The sequence below is a fragment of the Pectinatus brassicae genome, from assembly GCF_014201835.1.
GTDB lineage: Bacteria > Bacillota > Negativicutes > Selenomonadales > Selenomonadaceae > Pectinatus > Pectinatus brassicae.
Window position 1 is genome coordinate 1 of record NZ_JACHFH010000045.1, and the last position, 17595, is coordinate 17595.

Consider the following 17595-nt stretch of genomic DNA (forward strand, 5'->3'; position numbering starts at 1 on the left):
ACAGCAGTGTAATAACATATATAAGAACCGTAGGAACTACGGGGATAGCCTGTGGAGATAATGTAAGACGTGAATTTTGCGCAACTATCTGTGAAGCAGGAACCCCGCGACTTTAGTCGTGGGAGGTTCAGGAGCTTCATTATGTCCAAAATATTCAGGCACGTGAGCTTAATACGCGACAGTCTACTACTATTGGTGTAGTTGTCCCCAGTTTATTTAATATGTTTTTTGCCGAAGTTTTTGATGGTATAGAGGAATATATTAAGCATTATAATTATTCCATACTAGTTACCTGTGCTAAAGATGATCCAATAAAAGAAAAAAAATGTATGCAGGAACTTTTATCACGTAATGTCTGCGGCATTATAAATATTTCACCAAATACCTATGCTGTGGAAGCGTCATTTTATGACCAAATTGCTGAACGAGTTCCATTGGTGTTTATCAACAGCTATGTAAAAAGACCGGGAATATCATATGTGTCCAATAATGAAGCTGAAGGAACACGGAAAGCATTGAACCATTTATTATCGCTGGGTCATCGTGATATTTTATTCATCCGCGGTATGAGCAGTGATTCCTATGAAATAAAAGAAGAAGTTTATTGTCAGATGATGCAGGAATATGATAATAAGCCGTATGTGCTTAATATTGGTGAGGGTAATGTAGAAAAGACGGTTGATAACACTATGGATAAAGTCATTATGGCTGTACAGAGCGGAAGGAAAATTACAGCCATCTTTGCCTGTAATGATTTGATGGCGGTAGGAGCAATAAATGGCTGCCATCGTCTAAAAATGAAGGTTCCTGATGATATTTCCATTGTTGGTTTTGATAATATCGCTATCAGTCGCTATATGGAGCCTAAGCTTACGACAATCGATCAGAATATGTCCCTGTTGGGGCAGTCAGCGGCGGCATTGTTATTGGAAAAGATTGAATCCAATAATGTGGCTAATGATGAAATAATTTTGGATAATACATTGATAATAAGAGATTCCACCAAAAATGTTAAGTGAAAAGTAAAAACCCCGCCATTGGCGGGGTTTTTTAGTGGAATATATTAGGAACGTAAAACAGCATTACAGGATTTTTCCAGTTCAGCTGTTATTTTAGAAAAATGTATATCAATTTCTTCATCAGTAAGTGTTTTTTCATTAGCTTGGAACATTAAGGAAAAAGCCATGCTTTTTTTGCCGTCTTCAATCTGCTTACCTTCATAAACATCGAATAAATCAAGATTTACAAGGTATTGACCAGCAGATTTTGTGATAGTTTTTTGAATAAGACCGGCATCAACAGTGCTGTCGACAATAACAGCCAAGTCGCGGCTGACGGCCGGATATTTAGGCAGGGATTTACTTTTTACAGCTTTAGCCTGATATTTAATAAGCGTTTCAATATCAGCACTGAAAATGTAAACAGGCTTGGTGATGCCAAAAGCAACGGCAGCTGAAGGATGCAGTTCGCCAACCTGAAAAATAATATCGCGGCCTTTTTTAAATACAGCAGTTTTACCGGGATGCATGGCAAAATGTTCGCCAGCTTCTACAGTATAACGGGTGATAGCCAACTTTTCCAGTAATTCTTCAATGATGCCTTTTGCATCAAAGAAATCAAGATTATCGTTGGATTGATTCCAGCCAAGTTGATTTCTGCGGCCGGTAAGAGCGCCGGCTAATTTTGTTTTTTCCACAGGCAGTTCGGTTACAGGCAGGTTTACTGGCTGGAATACGGAAGCTACTTCAAATATTTTAACATCATTATTTTTATGGGCAAAATTGCGTGCAAGATTTTCCATTACTGAGGTCAAAAGACAGGTACGTACCAATGGATAATCATCGGTTAAGGGATTCATTATAGGTACAGCCTGACGGATATGATGTTCGGCTGGAACATTTAATTTATCAAACATGGATGGATGCGTAAAAGCGAAGGATACGGTTTCATACAGGCCCATGCTGCACATAAGGTCTTTTACTTTATCAATAAAAGTTTGCTGTTCAGACTGGCTGCCCTGCAGAGCAGCACCTGACGGCAAAGTAGCAGCAATATTATCAAAACCATAGATGCGGGAAATTTCTTCAGATATATCCTGCATGCAGCTGATGTCATTGCGCCAGGAAGGAATATAAGCTGTGATGTCAGCACCGTTATCAGTGGTTTTGATTTCTAACTTATTAAGAATATCAATCATTGTCTGCTTAGGGATAGCAGTGCCTAAATGTTGATTTATTTGTTCAGGCGTAAAGTTTACTGTTATGGATTGCTGTGGCTGCGGATAAACATCAACAATGCCAGTGCAGACATTGCAAGCACCCATTTCCTGTAATAATTGAGCAGCACGGTCAAGTGCTCTAAGTGTATTTTCACTGTCAGTACCACGTTCAAAGCGCCCAGAAGCTTCTGAGGACAGGCCGCAGGCACGGGCAGTACGGCGAATACTTGGACCATAGAATTTAGCTGATTCTAAAATGACAGTGGTTGTTTTTTCGGAGATTTCAGTTTCAAAACCGCCCATGATACCGGCAAGACCAGCAGCTTTTTCACTATCAGCGATAACGAGCATATCCTTTTTTGCCTTGCGGGAAGTATCATCAAGTGTATGTAGTAATTCACCTTCGACAGCGCGGCGGGCAGTTAATTTTTGACCGGAAATTTCATCATAATCATAAGCATGCATAGGTTGGCCAAGTTCAATCATAACGAAGTTGGTAACATCAACAACATTATTTATTGGTCGGATACCGGCTCCGTCAAGACGCTGCTGCATCCATTCCGGTGATGGACCAATTTTTACATTTTTAAGCATACGGGTCGAAAAACGTGAGCATAAATCGTGGTCTTTAATTTCAGCGGAAAAACAGTCAGAAATTTTAGTTGGTTCATCTTCTTTTACGGCAATATTTGGCCATTTTATTTTATTGCCGGTCAGGGCAGCTATTTCACGCACAAGACCGAAAACACTAAAACAGTCGGAACGATTAGCAGTTAATTCAAATTCCAGTACTTTGTCATTTAGGCCTAAATGATCTTTAACATTTATACCAACAGTTGTATCAGCTGGCAGAATAAATATGCCGGTTTTTTGGTTTTCGGGTAGAGTTTCCAGATCGAGTTTTAATTCCTGAGCGGAACACAGCATGCCGTAAGACATTACGCCGCGTAATTTTCCCTTGGATATTTTCATGCCATTAGGCAGATGGGCGCCAACCATTGCTACTGGAACTATTTGTCCTTCAGCAACGTTTTGCGCACCGGTCACGATTATTATATTTTCAGAATTACCGACATTCATGGTACATATTTGTAAATGGTCGGAATCTTGATGTGGTTCTATTTTTTCGATTCGACCGGTAATTACTTTATCAAGACCTTCACCGGGATCAATGACATTTTCTACGGGAACGCCGGCCATGGTCAGCATATCAGCAAGTTTTTCTGCTGTTTCGTTAAAATCGATATAATCTTTGAGCCATTTTATAGATACTTGCATAAAAGTTACTCCTTTGCAATTAAAATTGTTTTAAAAAGCGTAAATCATTATCAAAGAATAAGCGTAAATCTTCAATGCCATAGGAAAGCATGGCAATACGTTCTACGCCCATACCGAAAGCAAAGCCGCTCACCTGTTTAGGATCATAACCGCTCATTTCCAAGACACGTGGATGAACCATACCAGCCCCCAGTACTTCAAGCCAGCCGGTTCCTTTACATACACGGCAGCCTTTGCCATGGCACATAACACAGCTTATATCAACTTCAGCACTAGGTTCGGTAAAAGGAAAGAAACTAGGGCGAAAACGCAGTTCCAAATCTTTGCCGAATACTTGGCGCATAGCAGTTGTAAGTGTTCCTTTTAAGTCGGAAAAACGTATGTCTTTATCAATGCACAGCCCTTCAACCTGGGTAAACATTGGTGAATGGGTAGCATCATAGTCATCGCGGCGATAAACGCGTCCCGGAGCAATAATGCGAATCGGGCTGTTGGGTTCATGCGACTGCATAGTGCGGGCCTGAACCGGTGAAGTCTGGGTTCGCATAAGGATGTCTTCGGTTATATAAAATGAATCCTGCATATCGCGTGCCGGATGGTCTTTAGGCAGGTTAAGCGCTTCAAAATTAAAATAATCAGTTTCGATTTGCGGACCTTCAGCGATGGAATAGCCCATGCTTTTAAAGATTGTTTTTAATTTATTTAAGGTTAAAGTTAAAGGATGCAGATGACCGATTTCCTGGCGGCGCCCCGGTAAAGTAACATCAATTTTTTCACTGGCCAGACGATTAGTAAGCTCAGCTTCCTTTAAAGCAGACTGTTGTTCGTCTAATACTGTTTCCAATTCTTTACGCACGTCGTTAACCAGCTGACCAACACGGGGACGGTCTTCGGCGGGTAATTTCCCCATACCGCGGAGTATTGCGGTGAGAGAGCCTTTTTTACCAAGATATTTTACACGCTGTTCGTTGAGAACAGTTAGGTTTTCGGCAGCTTTTATGGCAGCCATAGCTTCTGATTTGATTTGGGATAATTGCTGTTCCAAAATTAAGTCCTCCTGATGAATTTTTATTATTAAATAAAAAAAACTCCGTCCCTGTGAAAGGGGCGAAGGTAAAAGTCCGCGGTACCACCCTAATTGATACTCAAAATGCGATAACGCCGCCTGCGTTATGACTACCATTCCCCAGGGGAACTTCACCATAAGACTCCAAAGTGAATTTCTACGTATAATTTCGGCACCACTTCCAGCAAAAAAGGTGCTCTCTGAGCGAAATAAAATAAGCCGAGACTTATTCTCTACCAAATATAAGGCAGAATTACGTATACTGTCTTTATCATAGTCAATTATATAAAAAATTTCCGCACAGCTGTAATAACACAGATATGCGGAAATAATTATAGCATAAAACGGCACAGAAAACAATTATTGTTGTTCTTTACTGTCAACAGAATATACAGTTTTCTTTTTCGTATCCCAGACAAGATAGCAAACGGTCAATATAGCGCAGAATATCCAGCCGACGATTAAGGACATTCTTGTATCGGGATTTATCCACATGCCAGCGATAACTAAAAGCAGAAAAATTATGCAAAAATAGTTACTGTAAGGATAAAGCGGTGATTTAAACGGATGGTTATCCATGACAGCACGGCCATGAGCCAACCGGAAATTTTTTTGGGCTAAGGCCAGAACAAACCAGGCAATCATACCGGGGAAAACACTGGCGCTATAAATGTATAAAAATAACTTGGAATTGGGAACAAGATAATTGAGGATAACACCAATTATCAATAAGCCAACAGTAAAGACAATGGCATTTTGCGGAATACTGGATTTTGATAATTTCCCAAGGCATTTTGGCGCTTGTCCATTTTGAGCAAGGGTATAGAGCATGCGACCAGCACTATAAATACCGCTGTTGCAACCGGAAAGTGCAGCTGTTAGTACAACAAAATTTATTATACCGGCAGCAGCAGTTATACCAATTTTAGAAAAAATCGTTACAAAGGGGCTGCCCAGCATACCAAGTTCATTCCAGGGATAAATAGTTATTACGATAAAAATAGCACCAATATAAAATATCAATATACGCCAAATGATATTTTTTATTGCTTTGCGCAGAGTTTCCTTAGGATGCTGAGCTTCACCGGCCGTTATGCCGATTAATTCAATGCCCTGAAAGGAGGCTGTGACAATGCAAAGTGCTGTAAGCATACCCGTTAATCCATGCGGGAAAAAGCCGTCATGGCTCCAAAGATTGCTAAAGCCAAGAGAATGACCGCCATAGCCGAAGCCAAATAAGATAACACCTAAACCGACAATTATCATAACAACAATTGTACTGATTTTTATAAGTGAGAACCAAAATTCAAATTCACCGTAGTATTTTACCGCAGCCATATTGGCAAAGGCAATGATAAGCATACCGGCAAAAGCCGATATCCATTGGGGAATAAAGGGAAACCAATATTTTACATAAATACCAATAGCTGTTATTTCGGAAAGACCTACAGCTACCCATAAAAACCAATAACACCATGCAGTTAGGTAGCCGGCAAATGGATGGATGTATTTATAGCCATATGAGGCAAAAGAACCTGTTACCGGTTCAAGATACAGCATTTCACCCATTATTCGCATAATGAAAAATATTACCAAACCAGCCAGACCATAACATAATAAAACTGATGGGCCAGCTGTTTCGATAGTACTGGCAGAGCCCATAAATAAACCGACACCAATTGTACCACCCAGGGCAATCATTTCTATATGCCGGGCTTTTAGATTTCGTTGTAAAGTTTTTTCTTCCATATGATTCCTCATTCATACAATATAACAATCACACCTGACTATAAAGCCAAGTGTGATTGTTTTTATTACATTTTATCAAAGAACAATTTTAGTAAAATCAGCAATTTGCTTAATGCTGTTATCAATATTTTTTAGTAGAGCCAAACGGTTATTTTTTATTTTTTCATCTTTATCCATAACCATTACTTTATCGAAGAATTTATCAATAGGAACAGCTAATTTTATCAGTTCGGTTAAAATTAGCGCATAATTATCATTCATAGTTGTAATGTTTTTACTAATACCACTATAGGCAGCATATAAATCTTTTTCTTCAGTTTCAATAAACAAGGCTTCATCAACAGATAATATATTTTCTTTAGAGATATTGCTGACACGGACAAAGGACTGGATAGTAGTGGTCAAATCAGTACTGGTAAGTTTATCAGCAACAATTAAGGCTTTTTTGTAAACGGAGTAAACATTATCGATATCATTAGTAACCGCATCGACAATATCATAGCGAATAGCAGCATCGGCTAAAATATTATTTACGCGCAGACGCATAAAGTCCATGATGCTTGTTTGTAGCTCAGCTTGTTTATCCGCAGGAACATTTAATAACTCCATTGCTTTAGCAATAAATGCTGATAGGGAAAGATTGAGCTTTGATTCAATCAGGGTATTTACAATTCCTAAAGCCTGACGGCGCAGAGCAAAAGGATCCTGTGAGCCGGTTGGAATAAGACCACGGCTGAAGGTAGCTGTAATATTATCAATTTTATCAGCCAGGCTGACTACTTTACCCGCTATGGTAGAAGGCATATTATCAGTAGCTGAGCGTGGCATATAATGCTCATCAATAGCGGTGGCAACAGCTGGAGTTTCTCCATCAAGCAGAGCGTATTCGCGGCCCATAATGCCCTGTAATTCGGTGAATTCACAAACCATGCCGGTAACAAGATCAGCTTTGGCTAAAAGAGCAGCTCTTTTGGCAGCGGTTATTTCCTGCTGATCAAGTTGGAAAGAATCACCAAGGAATGCAGCCAGTTTTTCAAGACGCAGGGCTTTGTCGTAAATACTGCCTAAACCTTCTTGGAAAACAACGGTTTTTAGTTTTTCTAAATAATCAGCAAGTGATTTTTTGCGGTCTTCATCAAAGAAGAATTGGGCATCGGCTAAACGAGCACGTAAAACGCGTTCATTACCATGCTGGACGATTTCAAGCGATTTCTGGCCACCATTGCGGACGGTGATGAATAATGGCATCAATTTGCCGGCGTCATCAAGGACGGGGAAGTAACGCTGATGTTCGCGCATTGGGGTAATAACAGCTTCTTTAGGCAATTGCAGATATTTATCTTCAAAACTGCCGCAAAGAGCCGTAGGGTATTCTACAAGATAAATGACTTCTTCCAGTAATTCCTCGGTTATTTGGGCATGACCATTATGTTTGGCAGCCAGTTCATTAATTTGCTGTTCAATGATGCTGCGGCGTTTATTTTGGTCAACAATTATGAAAAGTTTTTCCAGGCTTTCTTCATATACGGAAGCATTGGCAATTACATGTTCACCATCGCTTAAGAAGCGGTGACCACGGGTTTTATTGCCGGATTTTACATTGGCAATAGTAAAGTCAATAATTTCAGCATCATAAAGTGCAACTATCCAGCGAAGGGGACGAACAAAGCGAAAATCAAGATTGCCCCAGCGCATATTCTTGGGAAAATTAAGTTCTTCAATTAACTGTGGCAGAATTTTTGCCAATAAAGAACTTGTGTTTTGGCCTTTTTCATGGACAACAGCATAGATATAGCCGTCTTTGACAGTAAGATCTTCAACATTTATTTTTTTGCCGCGGGCAAAACCAATAGCAGCTTTGGTTGGCTCATTATTACTATCATAAGCAATATTGACTGCTGGTCCTTTATATTCGGTAGAGATATCGGCTTGTTTTTCTGCTAAGTTTTTTACCAAGAGGGCAATACGGCGTGGTGTACCCAATGTTTTTGTTGCAGAAAATTCAATATGCAGATCAGTAAATATGCTTTGAGCCTTTTTATTTAATTGTTCTAAGATTGCCGGCATAAAGTGGGCAGGAACTTCTTCTGTACCTATTTCTAATAATAAATCTTTGCTCATTATTTTTCACCTCGATGTAACATAGGATAACCTAAATCTTCACGCTGCTGTAAGTAAGCTTTGGCACATAGACGAGCCAGATTTCTTACACGGCTGATAAAAGCAGTACGTTCAGATACGCTGATAGCACCACGAGCATCGAGTAAATTAAAGGTATGTGAGCATTTTAAAACATAGTCATAAGCAGGATGAACAAAACCTTGTTTTACGACGCGAACGGCTTCTTTTTCATATTTATCAAACAGCTCAAACAATAAATCAGTATCGGCTAATTCGAAGTTATAAGTGGATTGTTCAAATTCATTTTGTTTGAAAACATCGCCATAGGTATAATTACCTGACCATACAATATCAAAGACATTTTCTTTGCCTTGAATATACATGGCTAAACGTTCCAGACCGTAGGTTATTTCTGAGGTGACAGGTTTAACATCGACACTGCCGACTTGCTGGAAATAAGTGAACTGGGTAATTTCCATACCATCAAGCCATACTTCCCAGCCAAGTCCCCAGGCGCCAAGTGTTGGTGACTCCCAGTTATCTTCCACGAAACGAATATCATGGTCTTCTGGATTGATATTGAGCTGTTTTAAGCTTTCTAAATATAATTCCTGTATATTATCAGGTGATGGTTTCATAATAACCTGAAATTGGTGATGCTGAAACAGACGGTTAGGATTTTCACCATAACGGCCGTCAGCTGGGCGGCGTGATGGTTCAACATAGGCAACATGCCATGGTTCAGGTCCTAAAACACGCAGAAAAGTTGACGGGTTCATGGTGCCGGCACCTTTTTCTACATCGTAAGCCTGAGCTAAAATACAGCCTTTATCAGACCAAAATTTTTGCAATGTCAGGATAATTTCCTGAAAAGTCATCAAAAGAAAAACCTCCTTGAAGTGGGTGATAAAATTTTTGTGAAAATAAAAAAACGTCCCTGTGATATAGAAATATCACAGGGACGGATTATACAGAAATCCGCGGTTCCACCCTGATTGGCAAGATATGCCCGCTTTAAAATATTAAATTGTCAGCTCCTGGTCTGCCACTGACTCAAATAGCGCCTTTCACCGTCACGCCTCGCTTTAGGGGGAGTCAGATAATACCGATCATTACTGAATATTTCTAGTCTAGCAGATTGAAAACATATTGTCAATTAGCAAAAATAGAAAAGTAAGGTTTATACTTATTTTTGTTCTTCACAGAGAGTTTGCAAATCATAGTATAGTGATTCCATTGCCCGTTTGGCAACAGCTACAGGACAATCGGGGCTGCATAATGGGCAATGGGAGCAGACTTTGTCAATCGCTGTAAGGGCTTTTTGCGTATTTTCTAACTGGGTACTATCAGACATGTATATTAATCCTTTCTATTTAGCTAAAATGTCAATGTAATTTTTTTGTAGATAATCGCTTATGGTTTCACCAATTATTTTTTTGCCGGCTTTATCCTGATGCAGCCCATCAGTTGTCATGTTTTCCGGTAAAAGCCCATTGCCATCGGTTAATAATGGAGCGATATCGATAGAATTTTTATGGGATATAATCCATTTATTTAATATACGTAATTGTTCCTGCCAGTCACTGACAGGAGTTAGATTAATATTTTTCATCTTAGTGGGATTAATTGGACTGACCGATACGAGTATAGGAATAATATTGTTTTTTTGGCATAAATTATAAATAGCAGTAAGATTTTTAATTGATTCACTGGCTTTAATGCCGGCACGAATATCATTAATACCGCCCATAATGATGAGAATACGTGGCTTAAATGGCAAAACATCATGATTAAAGCGGTTAAGCATGGCTGCAGTTGTATCACCACTATAGCCAATATTTAGAACAGGTACTTGGCTGTAAGATTCCCAGTCATAGATTTTATAACCGGGAGGGGTGCTGATAGCTCCGCCGCCATGGGTTCTGCTGTCACCAAGAGCAGCAACTTTAATATTTTTAGCAGTGACAGAAAAATAACTGGGCAGGGACCAGCGGCTTATCGGTTGATTGTTTTTATCGAGAGCTTGTATCATCCAATAATATTTACCGGGAATAGTATAAGCAGCACTGTCATAAAAGTCAAAAGTATTATCAGTTATATTATAGGAATTTACTAATTTATCATAGATGAAAGAATGATTATCATCACGATAAACGCGGATATTATATTTTGCTGCTTTTAGATAAGGAATCCAGGAATAAACTGGATAGATTGGTGTATAATTCATTTTATTAAATTCAGTTGTGGTAATGGGGCGTATATTATTATGTTGTTCCTGCGCTAATAGTTGCGGTACACTAAAACTGTTTACAGGATCATTATTTATATCAAGACCGCGCATTTGCCAAAATAAATTATCAATATTCTTGATATTGCTGCTGTCAAATTCATAACCGGCGGCAAAGATAGAATCAAAGTGAGCAATAATAGTTTTATTTTTATCAACAATATTTACTTCATATTTAACAGCACCAGCAATTGGCTGCCATATTAGACTGATTTTTTGTTGGTGTGACGGATTACTATAAAGGGTGTTAGTCTGGGCGGCAAAAACAGTTGAACATGGTAGAATAATTAGCAGTGAGCAGATTAATAATATAATATTACGCAATAAAAATACACATCCTTTAGGTTATTAAGTAAAGATAATTATATCATATTATACTGGAAAGCGTTGATAAAAAAAGGAACATCAAATCAGCTGATTTGATGTTCCGAGAGTCATTATATTATTCACGATTATCAGGAATATTGGTAATGATACGACCAAGACGAATACCTGATAATAAATTCCAAGTCCATTTCATAGCAACAGTCACATTGGTATGGGTTCCGGCCAAACGCATTAGATGAACAACCATCCAGGCGCACCAAGCGAAGAAACCTTTCATTTTCCAGCTGCCCTTGGACATGACTGCTTCACCACGACCAATTGTAGCCATGCTGCCGACATCATGATAAGTGAACTCTTCCATAGTACCTTGTCCGTTAATTAAATTTTTAATATTTTTTACGCAGACAACAGCACCTTGAGTTGCTACTGGGGCAATGGTGGCTAGTGGACGCCCATCCTGTTCCAAATGAGCGCAGTCACCAATGGCAAAGACGCCAGGATAATTTGGAACCTGTAGGGTTTTATCAACAATGACACGACCAGCACGGTCAACTTCAGCACCAAATTTACTGATGACCGGCACAGCTTTTACGCCAGCGGCCCAAATAACAGTATTAGTGGCAATAGTTGTACCATCTTTTAATGTAAGTGTATTTTCATCGCAGTCAACAACTTGAGTGTTGAGGCGAACATCTACTTTTTTCGAGCGCAGTACGCGTACTGTTTCATCACGTAAATCAGGCGGCATCATTGGCAATACTTTATCAGTTGCTTCAATAAGAACAATAGAAACATCTTCCTTAATATTAAGGCCATGGTACTCGTCTTTCATTACATGGTATACAAGTTCTGATAATGAGCCTGCTTCTTCAACACCGGTAGGACCGCCGCCGACACAGACAAAGGTTAACATTCTTTTGCGTACTTCTGGATCACTTTCGCGTTCAGCTCGTTCAAACATGTGCAGGACATGATTGCGGATATGGATAGCTTCACGTAAAGTTTTCATACCATAAGTGGAGTATGCCAGATTATTCATGCCGAAATAATTAGTCGTAGAGCCTGCCGCCAAAATAAGATAATCGTATTTTACACGTTTATATGGGGTGATGACTTCTTTATTAACAGCATCAAAGCCTTGGACATGGGCAAGCATAAAACGAACATTATTATGTTTGCGAAAAAAGGCTCTTGTTGGGTACGCAATTTCATCAATTGCCAGTATGGAAGTAGAGACTTGGTATAATAATGGCTGAAATAGATGATAATTATTGCGATCGATTAATGTAACATCTACATTTTCGTTGGCTAGTAATTTAGCAGCTTTGATTCCTCCAAAACCAGCGCCGATAATTACTATATGAGGTTTTTTTTCTGACATGTTTACCACTCCTAGAATAAATCTAATGAATAAAATTTAGTTTGATCTTGAAGTATATATTGAGTATGTACTTTTTGTAACAATGTCATTATATATGATTGTGAATAAAATAACAATACTTATTGTGAAAAAAATAACATTAAAAGTTTTTTAATTGTAGCTTTATTCTATATATATTGACATTTAGTAGGGAATATCATACAATCAAATTAAAATAATTTTCTTACAATAAGATGAAATAAAGGGGGATGCTAGAAAATGAACTATCCAGATAATATAAAAACAAATGAAGATATTTTAAATGCCTTTAAAGTAGTTATGCCATATATCAAAAATGTCGTGCGTGAAGATTTAGTTATGGGGTTAACCGATTTAAAAGAATATATAGGTTATGAAAAAGGCAAACGTTTTGAGATTGATCTTCATGCTGGTAAGCCTAATACACCAACAATTAATGAATGTATCAGGGAAAATAAAACTGTATCACAGGATGCTGATGCAACTGTTTATGGTGTACCGATTAAAGCTATAATTACACCAATTTATGGTTTAAATAATGAAGTAATCGGTACTATAAGTACAGGCATTGATATGGAAAGCAATGTTGATTTAGTTAAGTCTGTTAAGGATGTAGTTGATTCTACAACGGTAGCCTATAACTCTATAGAGCAGGTAGCTAATAGTGCCAGTGAACTGGCAAAATCAGGTCAAAGTTCATTATCACAGGCAACTAACCTTAGAGAAAAAAGCAAAGAAACCGTTAAGGTTATTGAATTTATAAATAATATAGCGCAGCAGACTAATTTACTCGGTTTAAATGCCGCTATTGAAGCAGCAAGGGCAGGTGAGCATGGTCGTGGTTTTGCTGTGGTTGCTGAAGAAGTTCGTAAGCTAGCAGACCAGTCTAAAAATGCTACGGAGCAGATTCATTCTATATTGGAAGAAATGAGTAAGGCTGTAGAAGAGATTTTTAAATCAATCGAAACAGTTGGGGCGATAAGTGAAGAACAGGCTGCGTCTACTGAAGAAATAACGGCAACTTTAGCTCATATAACTAAGGCGGCAGATCATCTGAATTCATTTGTAGAAAATTATAAATAATATTTTGAACGGATTATAATGAATAAAAATGCTGTATAAAACCCATTGGGTTTTATACAGCATTTTTTTATGAATATTGTTTGCGATTAGCTGATGATTGGTAGCCAAGCTGTTCACGATATTTCATAACTGTACGGCGCGATATATTTATATCACGCTCTTTTAATAAATTGCATAATTTTTGGTCACTTAACGGTTTTACAGGATTTTCCCCTAAGATAAGCTCTTTTATTACAGTTTTTATTTGTCGGGAAATAAGTTCCTCACCGGTCGAGGTAGAAGTTACATTAGCTGAAAAAAACTTTCTTATACTGATGATGCCATGGGGTGTTTCCATATATTTATTGGCAATGGCACGACTAACAGTTGATTCATGAATATTTAATGTATCAGCAATTGTACTCATTGTCAGTGGTGCCAGTGAATCAAAACCATTATCAAAAAAAGCTTTTTGCTGTTGTACTATCTGCTCGCAGACATTATATAATGTCTGCCGACGCTGTTCGATGCTATTAATAAGCCAGATAGCAGAATTGACGCGTTTTTCAACGTAACTTTTTGTCTGTTCATCCATATTATGAGTATTGCGATATAAATCACTTATGTGCAGGCTGGGGACAGTATATTGATTGACAAGAACAATATATGTATCATCAACTTTTTGTACAGTTACGTCAGGAATTATGTGCTGAGGTATTTCGTTGCCATAAGCACAGCCAGGTTTGGGATTAAGCTGTTTTATTTTATTTACAGCATCTTGCACTTCGATAATAGAAACATTTTCTTTTTCTGCAATTTTTTTTAGCGAGTTTTTACCAATGAGCTCAATATATTTATCAATGATAGCAGCACTTATACCATGGTAAAAACCGTAATAGCAAGCCTGTATCCGTAGACATTCTGAAAGATTGCGTGCTCCAATGCCAAGTGGTTCAAAAGTTTGAATGCGTTCTAAAATATTATTAAGAATATTTATATCGACATGGATAGCAGCTTGGATATCTTCTAAGGACATAATTAAATAACCACGCTCGTCAATACAGTCAATTATATAATCAGCAATATGCTGCTGATTAGCAGTAAAGGTCAATAGTGCCTGTTCATGCAGCATATCAGCAAGGTTTTGGGTTGGGGCAGGAATTGTTTTAAAATCAAAACTTTCCTTGTTGAAAGAACTGGAAGTTCGATTAGAAGAATTATTGAGAAATTCAGCAAGATTGTTAATATCATCAGCGGCAACTTTATCAGTTGATACAGGTTCTTCTGCTGATATGTCAGTAAATTCCAAAGTTGGATTTTCATTATATTCTTCTTCAATTGTTTTATGTAGTTCCTGTGAGGACATTTGCAGAATTTTTACTGCTTGCTGCATTTTAGGGGTCATAATTAATTTTTGTCCTAGCTGCAGTGATAGATCTTGTTTCATATAAGTAACCTCATAATTAAATGCAATATATGTACTGTTATTTACTCATAGCAGCAGCTAAAGCTGCACCCAATATGGAACCGCCATTTTCTAAAGTGAGGCTGATTTTATCAGACTCATCAGTCAGGATTTGCTGTAGGGATTCGTGCATATTCCTATTAACAGTTGGCATTTTTTCAAAAACTGAACCATCGATTACAATATTATGTTTAGGAATGGCGTTAGGAAAGATATGCCATAATATACCGCAGTAAGTTGCAGCAACAATACGGGCAGAACGACTGACAATAGCTGCGGCTAGATTTTGCACCGCATTTAAATCTTCAATGGCAAGTGTAAGGTTTAATGTGTTTTTTAGTAATTCTTGTATAGCAGTAAGTTCGGCAGAAGTATCATTAATAATATTGGATAAATCAATACTGGTAAATTGCGGTAAAGTTTTTAATTTCAAACCTTGCTGCAGGCAATAGGCGAATAATTCACCAATATAGCGCCCTGAAACCATTTTTTCTAAACGCTGTTGACCGGGTAGTTCAGAATTTTCGTCAAGCATAGCATCATATTTATTGATGGCTAGCTTGGAAAAGCCGCCTATTTCCAAGTTTATTATCATTGGTTTTGTATCATCATTAAAATTGCTTTCAAAATAGCAGGTATTATGACCTGTAGCATAAATTGAGCCGATATAGGTATCAGCTGATTTATAGGCAGCTGCAAGCAATACAGCAACGGTATCATTGATAACGGCAATTGGTTCAACATTACTAAAGCCTTGCCTTTGCAGGGCTTCTTTTAGTAAGTCATTGACAATTTGACCCTCAACGCCTATTGTGGCAAATTCTTTTGTCCAGGTTATCAGCTTAGCATTATAGATATTAGTTTGGCTGGAGGGAAAAGAAAAGGTATGGCCTAAATAATATTTTTTATCGTGATTACCAGCAATTGCTTCATCAATAGTAGCGGCAATAAAGTCGAATAATTCAGCTGCGGTAGAATCAGCACTGATAAAATCATATAGTCCTGGAAACTTTAAAGGTTTAGCAACTTTTTTTATTATTTTATATTCTCCATTGCCTAAAAGTTCCAATAACACGACTCTAAGGTTTGTGCCACCAAAATCAAGTGCTAAATATTCACCAGTTTCTAGGCCGGAAGGTAATCCAATATATGATTTTAGCATTTTTAAAGAGGTTGGGTTATTAGAGAGGCTTTGTTCAATTTCATAGCGGGCACAAGAAGCGATTTCTTTTAGATTGTCTGGGGTAAGGTTAAAATCTTTGCTGATATCAGTTAATATATTTGCATACATAATAATACTTCCTTAAAAATTTATTGTGAAGGTTGTGAAAAATCTTTATTTATATTTTAACAAACTGAGCCAAGAATAACAAATTAATATTGCAGTTCATTTAGCTTTTTCTGCAGTTGTTTAGATACTTGCTGATAATTGTTTAACTGCATACTGATATCATGCAGCGAGGCATTAATATTAAGAGATTTTGTTGTAATGTATTTATTATTGGTATTGGTCTGATTGCTTAATTCATTGAGTGCAGTTATAATTTCTTTATTTAGTTCAATTGAATCTACAATTTGCATAGTAATAATATTATTTTGTGAAGAAAAATTATTCAAGTAGTCAGTATTTTTCATGTATTTATCCGATAGTGCAATTAAATTTTTATAATCATCAATGACTATAGTATCAAGAAAGTTTAAAATAGCTGAATTCTTATCAGCTGTTTTTGCCATCATAAGTGTAGATTGCTGTGTTACAGATGAGATTTTACTGGAAATATCTTTAACCTGCTGAGAAATATTTAAGATTTCATCAATAAGTGTAAGGGATATTTTGGCGTTATTATGGCAATTTATATCAATAGCAATATTGAGTACATGCAAATTGAGTTGAGTGATACACTGGTTTATTTTGACAGCGAGCGTAGTAAGCTTGGGATAGTCATATTTTTGCAGGGAAATTTTATTTTTGGCAATTGTATCAAGGATATTATTAATTGATATATGAAGAGTTTTTTTAGTGTTAAGGGCCAAAGTGTTTATTTTTTGCGTATATTGGGCTGCATTTTCAGCATCATTAACACTATATATAAGCTTTTGTTTAATATTAGAATGGGTGTTTTTTATATCTATTATTTGTGCAAGTATTTTTTCATTAACAGCATTATTTTCTTCATTAGTAGAAGCAATGCTCTTATTGGCAATATTACAGTTATGAATTAAAGTTTCCAGGGCAGTTATTATAAGGGTATTTTGTTCGATAAATTGTTCAGTATTATAAAAAAAGATTCTGAAATCACTAGTTATAGCTCCAATAAGATTTAAAATTATATTGCCTTCATGGAAATTTGGGGAATAATCTTTTTTCGATAAGCTGATAAAATTTTTTTGCTGTAATTGCTGCAGAGAAATAATAAGCGCAGTAAATAGGGTTAGTATTTTTTGAGCAATAAAATATAATATACCAAGAATGCTTAAAGCAGCTATGAATAATATACTGCTGAAAATTTTTATATAGAAATTGTAATTCTGAACCTCCCACGACTAAAGTCGCGGGGTTCCTGCTTCATAGATAGTTGCGCAAAAAACACGTCTTACATTATCTCCACAGGCTATCCCCGTA

General features: G+C 37.4%; 13 protein-coding genes. 2 read left to right on the forward strand and 11 right to left on the reverse strand.

Annotated elements, in window-relative coordinates; translation table 11 throughout:
• The first annotated feature begins 191 nt into the window (after positions 1 to 191).
• On the forward strand, positions 192 to 1019 hold the full coding sequence (locus tag HNR32_RS12365; RefSeq protein WP_311636949.1) for a LacI family DNA-binding transcriptional regulator: 828 nt from the start codon (positions 192 to 194) through the stop codon (positions 1017 to 1019).
• Positions 1020 to 1063: 44 nt separating this feature from the next.
• Here HNR32_RS12365 and pheT read toward each other — a convergent pair whose 3' ends face one another.
• The 8 genes from pheT to HNR32_RS12405 form a co-directional block, all read right to left on the reverse strand.
• A complete protein-coding gene (gene pheT / locus HNR32_RS12370) occupies positions 1064 to 3496 on the reverse strand; it encodes a phenylalanine--tRNA ligase subunit beta (RefSeq protein ID WP_183863141.1) in 2433 nt (810 codons plus the stop codon).
• A gap of 19 nt (positions 3497 to 3515) precedes the next feature.
• Positions 3516 to 4541, reverse strand: coding sequence for a phenylalanine--tRNA ligase subunit alpha (gene pheS / locus HNR32_RS12375; protein WP_183863160.1), 1026 nt, complete (start codon positions 4539 to 4541; stop codon positions 3516 to 3518).
• Positions 4542 to 4922: 381 nt separating this feature from the next.
• The gene (locus tag HNR32_RS12380) at positions 4923 to 6311 is read right to left on the reverse strand and encodes an amino acid permease (protein WP_183863143.1); all 1389 of its coding nucleotides are present in this window, start codon (positions 6309 to 6311) and stop codon (positions 4923 to 4925) included.
• Positions 6312 to 6386: 75 nt separating this feature from the next.
• On the reverse strand, positions 6387 to 8432 hold the full coding sequence (gene glyS, locus HNR32_RS12385; protein WP_183863145.1) for a glycine--tRNA ligase subunit beta: 2046 nt from the start codon (positions 8430 to 8432) through the stop codon (positions 6387 to 6389).
• On the reverse strand, positions 8432 to 9310 hold the full coding sequence (gene glyQ, locus HNR32_RS12390; RefSeq protein WP_183863161.1) for a glycine--tRNA ligase subunit alpha: 879 nt from the start codon (positions 9308 to 9310) through the stop codon (positions 8432 to 8434). The genes glyS and glyQ overlap by 1 nt, the downstream gene beginning before the upstream one ends.
• 308 nt (positions 9311 to 9618) lie before the next feature.
• Positions 9619 to 9786, reverse strand: a complete 168-nt coding sequence (locus HNR32_RS12395; RefSeq protein WP_183863147.1) for a hypothetical protein — start codon at positions 9784 to 9786, stop codon at positions 9619 to 9621.
• Positions 9787 to 9801: 15 nt separating this feature from the next.
• Complete coding sequence (locus HNR32_RS12400; RefSeq protein WP_183863149.1) at positions 9802 to 11043, reverse strand: SGNH/GDSL hydrolase family protein; 1242 nt, start codon at positions 11041 to 11043, stop codon at positions 9802 to 9804.
• A 118-nt stretch (positions 11044 to 11161) separates the two neighbouring features.
• Entirely contained in the window at positions 11162 to 12427 is a 1266-nt protein-coding gene (locus tag HNR32_RS12405; RefSeq protein WP_183863151.1) for an NAD(P)/FAD-dependent oxidoreductase, read from the reverse strand.
• 591 nt (positions 12428 to 13018) lie between these two features.
• Here HNR32_RS12405 and HNR32_RS14550 point away from each other — a divergent pair.
• Positions 13019 to 13528: a methyl-accepting chemotaxis protein gene (locus HNR32_RS14550; protein WP_231038164.1), complete on the forward strand. Its 510-nt coding sequence runs from the start codon at positions 13019 to 13021 to the stop codon at positions 13526 to 13528.
• A gap of 67 nt (positions 13529 to 13595) precedes the next feature.
• On the opposite strand, the gene rpoN is transcribed toward HNR32_RS14550, so the two are convergent.
• From rpoN to HNR32_RS12425, 3 genes are all read right to left on the reverse strand, one after another.
• Positions 13596 to 14954, reverse strand: coding sequence for an RNA polymerase factor sigma-54 (gene rpoN, locus HNR32_RS12415; protein WP_183863155.1), 1359 nt, complete (start codon positions 14952 to 14954; stop codon positions 13596 to 13598).
• 37 nt (positions 14955 to 14991) lie between these two features.
• Positions 14992 to 16263 (reverse strand): hexokinase family protein, encoded by a 1272-nt coding sequence (locus tag HNR32_RS12420; protein ID WP_183863157.1) that lies wholly within the window; start codon positions 16261 to 16263, stop codon positions 14992 to 14994.
• An 83-nt stretch (positions 16264 to 16346) separates the two neighbouring features.
• Positions 16347 to 17006 (reverse strand): hypothetical protein, encoded by a 660-nt coding sequence (locus HNR32_RS12425; RefSeq protein ID WP_183863159.1) that lies wholly within the window; start codon positions 17004 to 17006, stop codon positions 16347 to 16349.
• Positions 17007 to 17595 lie beyond the last annotated feature (589 nt).

Excerpts from the sequence above, each read along its gene's own strand:
- pheT (WP_183863141.1), bottom strand. The coding sequence starts at position 3,496 with ATGCAAGTATCTATAAAATGGCTCAAAGATTATATCGATTTTAACGAA.
- HNR32_RS12380 (WP_183863143.1), bottom strand. The coding sequence starts at position 6,311 with ATGGAAGAAAAAACTTTACAACGAAATCTAAAAGCCCGGCATATAGAA.
- glyS (WP_183863145.1), bottom strand. The coding sequence starts at position 8,432 with ATGAGCAAAGATTTATTATTAGAAATAGGTACAGAAGAAGTTCCTGCC.
- glyQ (WP_183863161.1), bottom strand. The coding sequence starts at position 9,310 with ATGACTTTTCAGGAAATTATCCTGACATTGCAAAAATTTTGGTCTGAT.
- HNR32_RS12395 (WP_183863147.1), bottom strand. The coding sequence starts at position 9,786 with ATGTCTGATAGTACCCAGTTAGAAAATACGCAAAAAGCCCTTACAGCG.
- HNR32_RS12405 (WP_183863151.1), bottom strand. The coding sequence starts at position 12,427 with ATGTCAGAAAAAAAACCTCATATAGTAATTATCGGCGCTGGTTTTGGA.
- HNR32_RS14550 (WP_231038164.1), top strand. The coding sequence starts at position 13,019 with ATGGAAAGCAATGTTGATTTAGTTAAGTCTGTTAAGGATGTAGTTGAT.
- rpoN (WP_183863155.1), bottom strand. The coding sequence starts at position 14,954 with ATGAAACAAGATCTATCACTGCAGCTAGGACAAAAATTAATTATGACC.
- HNR32_RS12420 (WP_183863157.1), bottom strand. The coding sequence starts at position 16,263 with ATGTATGCAAATATATTAACTGATATCAGCAAAGATTTTAACCTTACC.